This is a genomic window from Micromonospora phytophila (genome assembly GCF_023656545.1).
GTDB classification, from domain to species: Bacteria; Actinomycetota; Actinomycetes; order Mycobacteriales; family Micromonosporaceae; genus Micromonospora; species Micromonospora phytophila.
This window is the reverse complement of sequence record NZ_JAMOKF010000458.1, coordinates 1-3,479: the sequence shown is the minus strand read 5'-3', so window position 1 is coordinate 3,479 and position 3,479 is coordinate 1. Positions and strand designations below refer to the sequence as shown.

The following is a 3,479-nucleotide window of genomic DNA, read 5'->3' as shown; positions in this document are numbered from 1 at the left end:
CGACGTCGGTCGGCGCCGTCGCCTGGCGTGGGACGGCCCGGCCGGGCGCCTCGACCAGGGTGGCCGCCTGGTCGACGCGGAGCACGGTGGGCAGTTCCCGGTGCGCGCGCGGGCTGGCCAGGGCGGCGCCCACGTCCGCGGGGAGCAGCCCGCCGCGGTGTGCCCAGGCGCTGAACGCCCGAGCCGAGGCTGCCCGGCGGGCGAGCGTCGTCCGGGCGGCACCCGTCGTCCGCTGCTTCGCCAGCCAGCTGCGCAGTACGGCGAGGTCGAGTTCCGCCACCGCCTCGCAGCCCATCCGCTGGGCGTGGTCGAGTAGGGACACCAGATCGGCGACGTACGCCCGGACGGTGTGCGCGGAGCGGTTGTGTACCGCGGCCAGGTGGCCGGCGAAGTCGTCCACCGCCTCGCGCATCGCCGGCGCAAGCGCCTCGTGGGTTGCCCGGGTGCCGTTCGTGGCCCGGCTCATCGCGGACCCTCGCCCGGTCCCCGACGTGGTGGTGTGCCCGGCCACCTGGGCACGTGCACCCACCCGGGGGCGGGTGCGTACCCGGGCGGCGGCCCGCCCGCGCGGCCGGCCGCGGTGATCGCGGGGGCCGACGGCGGCAGGTCCTCTGCTGGCACCCGTCCAGCCTACGATCATCCGCTGCCTCCGACGGCGCACGTCCACCCCCGTGTTGGGCCAGCCGCCGGTGCCGGATGGTGGATTACCCGGGCCTGGCCTAGCAGACTGTTCTACCAACGGGCGTGCGCCCTGGTCGCCAGCCGTCGCCCGACCGGCCGAGCGCGACGAAGGGGGACCGGTCATGGGGGTGGACGTCGTCCTCTACCGGGCGGTCGGTGCGGGTCCCGGCCGAGGCCGGGTGTCGTACGTTCCGGCCGAGGTGCTGCCGGACCCGGACGACGTGCTGCTGGACCTCATCCGGCGGGTCCGAGGTGGAGGCCGTACCCCGTTGCTGGACCGGGTGGACCCGGTCGGCCTGCTGGTGGTCTCCGCCGACCGCACGCCGCAGCTCCTCGCCGAGCTGCGCTGCCTCGCCGAGGTGGCGCGGACGAACCCGGAGATGACCCATGTGCGCCGGCTGGACCGGCTGGCCCGACGGTGCCGGCAGGACCGGGAGATGGAGATCCGCTTCGAGGGCGACTGACCGGTCGTCGCTCGCCCGCCGGCTCAGCTGCCCGGACGCCACCGGGCGACGACGTTCGCGACAGCGACCCGGGCCGGGTCGGGGTTGGCCCAGCTCCAGTTCGGGTGGGCCCGGTTGGTCAGCAGCACCAGCACCAGTCGCCGTCGGGGGTCCACCAGCAGCGACGTACCGGTGAATCCGGTGTGGCCGAAGGTGGCCGGGGCGGCGAGCCTCCCCATGAACCAGCTCTGGTCCAGGACGACGCCGAGACCGTGGGCGGAGGTGCGGGTCGGGTGGTCCGGGTCGACGGCGGGCAGACCGGGGTTGGCGTTGGTCAGCATCCGGCGGACGGTGCTTTCGGCGAGGATGCGGGTCCCGCCGTACGTCCCACCGTCGAGCAGCAACCGGCCGATCACCGCGACGTCCTGCGCGGTGCTGAAGATCCCCGCGTGGCCGGCGACGCCGCCGAGTTGGCGGCAGACGTCGTCGTGGACCACCCCCCGCATGACGCCGAGGGAGGTGCGGGCGTCCGTGGCGACCAGCCGGGTGGCCCGGTCGCCGGCGCTGAGCCAGGTGTTCGGGTTGAAGCCGGTCCAGCGCAGGCCCAACGGATCGGTCAGGCCGCTCCTGAGCGCCTGGTCGAGGGTCAGCCCGGTGACCTTCTCCACCAGCTTTCCGACGACCATCAGCCCAAAGCTGGAGTAGCGGAACACCCTGCCCGGCACCGCGCCGGCGACCAGCGGGGTGCCCAGCACGGCCTTCCACCGCTCGGCGTTCGTGGCGTACCCCGTCACCTTGGCGCCGACCGGCAGGCCGCTGGTGTGGGTCAGCAGCATCGAGACGGTGACCGCGGACTTGCCCGCGCCGGTGAACTCGGGCAGGTAGCGCACCACGGGCGCGTCGAGGTCGATCCGGCCCCGGTCGACCTGCTGGAGGGCGAGGATCGCGGTGAAGACCTTCGTGACCGAGGCGAGGTCGAAGATCGCGTCCCGGCGCATGACGACGCGCTCCGCCGGGGGCAGGAGCACCGACCCGGCGCCGTACCGGAGCGCCTCACCGACCGCCACGTGCGCGTGGGGCCGGCCGTCGCCGATCGCCAGCGCCACCGCTCCGGCGTACGTGGGATGCAGCGGATTCTCGGCGGTCGGCTGAAGGTAGCGGCGCAGCACGGTGGTCAGCTGGCCGGCGAGGGGCGGTGCGCCGGGGCGGACCACACCCCCCTCGGCCGGGTCGACGACCGCCCCGCCGACGCCGGGCGCGGAGGGCTGCGGCGTCCGCCACGAGCCCGGTGTGGCGCTCGGGGCGCGCCCGTGGCACCCGGTCAGGGTGGCGGTGGCCGCGGCCAGCCCGAGGCCGAGTACGGCGCGACGATCGATGGACACGTCGAGATCATGCCACCGCCGGAGCACCTCGTGCGGAATCGCGCTCACGCGAGCTGGCGTGATCCGGGATTGGCGAGGGTCTCGCCGGCGGGGCGTGCCGCCGGGCCGGCGAGCCGGTAACCGTCGTCCCGCCGGAGGACCAGGCGCAACTCCTCCAGCAGGGACAGCTTCCGCAGCGCGGTGCGGACGTCGACGGCGGCCCGGGCGGCGAGGACGTCCACCCCCACGGGGCCCCGGCGGGGCATCGCCTCCAGCACGGCCCGCGCCTCGTCGTCGAGCTGGTCGGCCGGGCGCTGCGGACCCCGCGGGACCGGGGCGAGGTCGCCGCCGATCCGTCCCACCTCCTCCAACACGTGCGCGACCCCGGTGACCAGCCGGGCCTTCGGGACCTCGCGGAGCAGCTCGTGCGCCCCCACCGACATCGCCGAGGTGACCGGGCCGGGCACCACCATCCCCGGACGGCCCAGGGCGATCGCCCGGTGGGTGGTCTGCGTGGCGCCACTGCGGGCCGCTGCCTCCACGAGCACCGTGCCGAGGGTCCCGGCGGCGATGACCTGGTTGCGGATGAGGAACCGGGACCGCAGCGGGTCGGCCCCGGGCATCCACTCGCTCACCAGCAGCCCGGTGTCGGCGATCCGGTCGAACAGCGCCGCGTTGCCCATCGGGTAGGGCCGGTCCACCCCGCAGGCGAGCACCGCGACCGTGACCCCTCCCGCGTTGAGCGCACCGCGGTGGGCGGCGGCGTCGATGCCGAAGGCGCCACCGGAGACGACCGTCCAGTCCCGTTCGGCCAGGCCGTGTCCGAGCCCGGTGGCCACGTGCGTGCCGTACCCGGTGGCGGCCCGGGCGCCGACCACCGCGACGGAGCGCTCCAACGCCTCCGCGAGCGGCCACGAGCCGCGTACCCAGAAGCAGAGCGGCGGCGCGGTCTCGGTGTCGACCCGCCGGTGCGTGTCGACCAGCCGGAGCCCCC

Annotated in this window: 4 protein-coding genes; 1 reads left to right on the top strand and 3 read right to left on the bottom strand. The window is 75.6% G+C overall.

Annotated features, from left to right (window positions below):
* The coding region (locus NCC78_RS29515; RefSeq protein ID WP_250798641.1) for a site-specific integrase at positions 1 to 466 on the bottom strand (466 nt) is incomplete at its 3' end.
* Positions 467 to 803: 337 nt separating this feature from the next.
* Here NCC78_RS29515 and NCC78_RS29510 point away from each other — a divergent pair.
* Entirely contained in the window at positions 804 to 1,145 is a 342-nt protein-coding gene (locus NCC78_RS29510) for an HD domain-containing protein (protein WP_250798640.1), read from the top strand.
* 23 nt (positions 1,146 to 1,168) lie between these two features.
* Here NCC78_RS29510 and NCC78_RS29505 read toward each other — a convergent pair whose 3' ends face one another.
* Together NCC78_RS29505 and NCC78_RS29500 are read right to left on the bottom strand one after the other, a co-directional pair.
* On the bottom strand, positions 1,169 to 2,506 hold the full coding sequence (locus NCC78_RS29505) for a serine hydrolase domain-containing protein (RefSeq protein WP_250798638.1): 1,338 nt from the start codon (positions 2,504 to 2,506) through the stop codon (positions 1,169 to 1,171).
* A 44-nt stretch (positions 2,507 to 2,550) separates the two neighbouring features.
* Positions 2,551 to 3,479 (bottom strand): DNA-processing protein DprA (locus NCC78_RS29500; protein ID WP_250798635.1); only part of this gene is annotated, 929 nt, incomplete at its 5' end.

Bases quoted from the DNA above. Each gene is read 5' to 3' on its own strand.
- NCC78_RS29510 (WP_250798640.1), top strand. From the start codon at position 804: ATGGGGGTGGACGTCGTCCTCTACCGGGCGGTCGGTGCGGGTCCCGGC.